Annotated in this window: 6 protein-coding genes and 1 pseudogene; 5 read left to right on the forward strand and 2 right to left on the reverse strand. The window is 58.7% G+C overall.

Going from position 1 to position 3,988, the window contains the following annotated elements; translation table 11 throughout:
* The first annotated feature begins 136 nt into the window (after positions 1–136).
* The 3 genes from RKP46_RS18600 (at position 137) to RKP46_RS18610 (ending at position 1,457) form a co-directional block, all read left to right on the forward strand.
* Positions 137–877 (forward strand): toll/interleukin-1 receptor domain-containing protein, encoded by a 741-nt coding sequence (locus tag RKP46_RS18600; protein ID WP_311108005.1) that lies wholly within the window; start codon positions 137–139, stop codon positions 875–877.
* 111 nt (positions 878–988) lie between these two features.
* On the forward strand, positions 989–1,228 hold the full coding sequence (locus tag RKP46_RS18605; RefSeq protein ID WP_311108006.1) for a DUF4160 domain-containing protein: 240 nt from the start codon (positions 989–991) through the stop codon (positions 1,226–1,228).
* Complete coding sequence (locus RKP46_RS18610; RefSeq protein WP_311108007.1) at positions 1,200–1,457, forward strand: DUF2442 domain-containing protein; 258 nt, start codon at positions 1,200–1,202, stop codon at positions 1,455–1,457. Before RKP46_RS18605 ends, RKP46_RS18610 begins: the two co-directional genes overlap by 29 nt.
* Positions 1,458–1,480: 23 nt before the next feature.
* On the opposite strand, the pseudogene RKP46_RS18615 reads toward RKP46_RS18610, so the two are convergent.
* Positions 1,481–1,726 (reverse strand): annotated as a pseudogene (locus RKP46_RS18615) (IS110 family transposase); the annotation flags it as partial.
* A 533-nt stretch (positions 1,727–2,259) separates the two neighbouring features.
* Between RKP46_RS18615 and maiA the strand changes: the two are divergent.
* Positions 2,260–2,925, forward strand: a complete 666-nt coding sequence (gene maiA, locus RKP46_RS18620) for a maleylacetoacetate isomerase (RefSeq protein WP_311108008.1) — start codon at positions 2,260–2,262, stop codon at positions 2,923–2,925.
* Between the two features lie 99 nt (positions 2,926–3,024).
* Here the strand turns inward: maiA and RKP46_RS18625 are convergent, their stop codons facing one another.
* Positions 3,025–3,252: a hypothetical protein gene (locus RKP46_RS18625; RefSeq protein WP_311108009.1), complete on the reverse strand. Its 228-nt coding sequence runs from the start codon at positions 3,250–3,252 to the stop codon at positions 3,025–3,027.
* Between the two features lie 131 nt (positions 3,253–3,383).
* On the opposite strand from RKP46_RS18625, the gene RKP46_RS18630 reads away from it, so the two are divergent.
* On the forward strand, positions 3,384–3,988 hold a 605-nt coding region (locus RKP46_RS18630), incomplete at its 3' end, for a DUF2189 domain-containing protein (protein WP_311108010.1).

The raw sequence follows: 3,988 nt of genomic DNA on the forward strand, positions 1-3,988 counted from the left end.
AATCGCTTGCGGCTGGACCTGGTGCTTTCGGCGCGGCAGATAAACGCTATTCGTTTCTGGTGCTTTCGGCGCGGCAGATAAACGCTATTCGTTTCTGGTGCTTTCGGCGCGGCAGATAAACGCTATTCGTTTAAGAATGACCAAGCCCTACCATCTCTTCATCTCTTACGCATCAGAGGATGAGGTATATGCAACAGAGCTATCGACCCATTTAAAGTATTTCGGGATCAGGATTTGGTTTGCTCCACTATCACTAAGAATCGGCGACAAACTGCTTGACTCGATCAATGCCGGATTACTGGCGTCCGAGTATGGTTTGCTCCTTCTGTCGCCCACATACTTGACTAAGCAATGGACCAGCTACGAACTAGACGTGCTGCACCGGCAGCACATTGAGGATCAAAAGAGGCTTTTCCCTCTTTGGCATGGAGTTGATAAATCGCAAATCAATCAATCGAACCCTGGCCTATCTGGGATCATTGCATTGAAGAGCACAGAAAGTGTTTCCGACATTTGCAGAAAGATTGCGGATGTCATCTATCAAGGCTGCCCCACGCGAGGAATATCGCCAAGCTATGAAGATCCACAATGGCGCTTCCTACAAGGTTGCGGTGAGTTGTATGCAAATAGAGAAGACGGCGGCGCATTCAATCTATTTGAAGCCGCCGAATTTCCAGATAGTTACTTTCCGCTGTACGTACACAACAGACCGCACAGCCGAGAGGAAATTGTTCTCGCAGTTGCAAAGGCGCTGTACTACGGAAATCCTGACGTGATACCGATCACCGAAGAAAGGAAGAATCGCATGAAGAAGTTATGTAAGGCGTGCGGTTTTGATCTCGATGCGTCTGGATTTGATCCAGCGATTTATGGCTAACAAACGCTTCGAGTGGGACGCTCCAACAGCCGGCTTCGCCGCCTGTTTCCGCGCCCCTCAAGCTAAACGTTAGGCCGCCGGAATACACGCACTCCCATCAGCTACCTATAAATGGCACCAACAATCGTCCGCGACGGTCAGTTTCGCTTATTCTTCTTTTCGCGAGAGGAACCAAGGATTCACGTACATGTGGGTCATCCGGACGGCGACGCAAAGTTTTGGCTCACACCGACCGTACACCTTGCCAACAACGTCGGCCTGAGTCAGACTCAGGTCAAGCAAGCGCAAGCGGTCGTCGAAAAACACCTTCAGGAGATCAACGATGCCTGGCAACGTTACTTTGGAAGCTGAAGTAACCCACATCTCCAAGCACGCGGTCTGGGTCCTTCTCGGGACGGAAGAACTGCCCATCCCATTCGACAAGTTTCCCTGGTTCAAGAACGCGACGATGGAGCAGATACTTGCTGTGGAGCGGCCCACGGAGAATCATCTTTACTGGCCGCAACTAGACATTGACCTTTCAGTAGATTCGCTTCGCGATCCGGACGCCTTTCCCTTGGTTTCTAAAGCGGCGGCCTAACAAATAAGCAACTGTCTTTCGAGTCAAGCGGTATGAAGAGAATCGTCCCAGGCTTTGCCGGTTCTGACCATGGCATTGAGGATGGTCAGGAGTTTGCGCATGCAGGCGACGATGGCAACCTTTTTGGGTTTGCCTGCGGCGACGAGGCGGTCGTAGAACTGCTTGATGACGGCATTGAATCGGATGGCCGCGAGCGCTGCCATGTAGAGTCCGCGGCGCACCTGCCCGCGTCCGCCGAAGATGGCGTTGTTACGTCTTCCTCTCCCCGAGGGTTGAGGCGCTCGCGCATCCCGGGAACGGAGAGGCCTTGGGTAGGAACGGGTCCGGAAGGAGGCTGCGACGCATTGGGAGCATGAAGTGTCGATGGCGGCCAAGAACCGCCAAAATCTGGCGCAACCGAAAATTCGGGCACGAAAATTACCGGCCCGGAGCCGGGTCAAGGGCGGGCGCCAGCCCGGCACAGCAACCCCTTGACGCGGCGGAGGGACGGGTACGCTGGAGCATGGCTGTAAGCGCGGCAGTTCCGCGCTTACAGCCATGCTGACCTGCGCTTTTCCGCGCCAGATTGCCGCGTTTTCTCACCGCCATTAACAAACGCCCCCGTTGAAACCATTATGGCACTACAAAACGTCTTTGAAATTCACCCATTGACAAATCAGTGACTTAGTGCAGGGCGCTGCCCAGAAAGCGCAGGATTTCCGTTCTGGGCGCTAAAGATGGGCCAGGGACTGCTTGTCGCCGAACGAGCGGCTGGCTGCGCAAACCTTGCCAAGTCTGGCGATAATACGCATTTGGTGCAGCGATGATTTCCGGATTAGCCATGCTCAAGCTCTACACCTACTTCCGTAGCTCGGCCGCCTACCGTGTGCGCTGTGCGCTCAATCTGAAAGGCCTGGCCTGGGAGGCGGTACCGATTCATCTGCTGCGCGCCGGCGGCGAGCAGAACCAGGCAGCTTACCGCCTGAAGAGCCCGCTGGGCACGGTGCCGGCGCTGGAGAACGAGGCTGGCGTGCTTACCCAGTCGCTGGCGATCATCGAGTACCTGGACGAGACGCAGCCCTTACCACCGCTGTTGCCCTCCTCCGCCTGGGAGCGCGCACGGGTGCGGGCGATCGCCCAGACCATCGCCTGCGACATTCACCCGATCAACAATTTGCGCGTTCTGAACTACCTCGGCGGCCATTTCGCTGCCAGCCAGGAGGAGAAGGACGCCTGGTACCGGCACTGGGTGAGCCAGGGTCTGGCGGCGGTCGAGCGCCTGCTTTCCGGGAATCCGGCAACCGGCACTTTCTGCCATGGCGAAACGCCAACGCTCGCCGACTGCTGCCTGGTCCCGCAGGTTTTCAATGCGCGCCGCTTCAACTGCCCGCTCGATGCGCTGCCGACGATACGCCGCATCGTCGAGGCCTGCGAGCAGTTGCCGCCGTTTGCGCAAGCAGCGCCAGCCAGCCAAGCGGACGCCGAATGAAGCCGAGGGCGGCCGAGTGAGTGCGCCGGCGAGCGCCTCGCGGCCGCTTCGCGTGCGCCTGCCGCCAGCGTCGGCAGCTTGCGCGCGCCCACCGGTCAATCAGCCTCGCCAACGACCCGCGCCGTTGCTCCGGCCGGAACCGGTCGCGACCAGCAGCAACAGGAAGCAAGCAACAACGACCAGCCCGATACCGGTCTGCAGCAGTGTCCCGAGCTGAAAACTGGCGAGGTAGAAGCTGCCGGACAGCCGCAGCGCGCCGGCGACGACACAGACGAGTAGCCCGAGCAAGCCGGCAGCTCGCCCCAACAAGAGCAGAAGGCCTTCCATTCGATTCCCCCAAAGATGTAGGTCGTCCCGCTACGGGACCGGCGGCGCCAAGTGTTTGCCGCCTGACCGGCATGTTACGATTGATTGCTGATCCATTCCATTACAATTTTAAACACGGAGGGTAGACAGGGATGAGCGATGAGAATGCAGCAAGCAGCACTGCGGCCGCCAGCCGCTTCCCGCAGATTCGCCGCATCGAAGTCAGCGCCATTCCGCGCTGGCTGCGTGCCGCTTGGCGCGATTTCTGCCAATCCAGTCCAGCCAGTCTTTTCTATGGCGCTGCCTACGCCGCCTGCGGCTGGCTGATGCACGCCGTTTTTTCACACGCCTACGCCCTGTTCGCTGGTCTGACGACCGGCTTTCTACTCCTCGGACCCTTCCTGACGCTAGGCGTGTCCGATCTCAGCCGGCGTATCGAACGCGGCGAACAGCCGCCCCACCTCGGACCGACGCTCGCCGCCTGGCGACCAAACCTGGCCAACGTCGGCCTTTTTGCCGCCGTCCTGGCGGTCGTCCTGCTCGTCTGGGCACGCGCCTCGATCGTTGTCTTTGCGCTCTTCTTCACCGGCGGCCTGCCGACTTTCGCTGACGTGGTGCGCACCGTTCTGACCTTCGAGCAAGCCGACTTTGCGATCGCCTATTTTGGCGTCGGCGGCTTCTTTGCCGTCTTCGTCTTCATGATCAGCGTCATCGCCATGCCGCTGATGCTCGACCGCAAGACCGACGCGATCACCGC

Source organism: Accumulibacter sp. (assembly GCF_031732815.1).
Lineage (GTDB): Bacteria > Pseudomonadota > Gammaproteobacteria > Burkholderiales > Rhodocyclaceae > Accumulibacter.

Excerpts from the sequence above, each read along its gene's own strand:
- maiA (WP_311108008.1), top strand. The coding sequence starts at position 2,260 with ATGATTTCCGGATTAGCCATGCTCAAGCTCTACACCTACTTCCGTAGC.
- RKP46_RS18605 (WP_311108006.1), top strand. The coding sequence starts at position 989 with ATGGCACCAACAATCGTCCGCGACGGTCAGTTTCGCTTATTCTTCTTT.
- RKP46_RS18600 (WP_311108005.1), top strand. The coding sequence starts at position 137 with ATGACCAAGCCCTACCATCTCTTCATCTCTTACGCATCAGAGGATGAG.
- RKP46_RS18625 (WP_311108009.1), bottom strand. The coding sequence starts at position 3,252 with ATGGAAGGCCTTCTGCTCTTGTTGGGGCGAGCTGCCGGCTTGCTCGGG.
- RKP46_RS18610 (WP_311108007.1), top strand. The coding sequence starts at position 1,200 with ATGCCTGGCAACGTTACTTTGGAAGCTGAAGTAACCCACATCTCCAAG.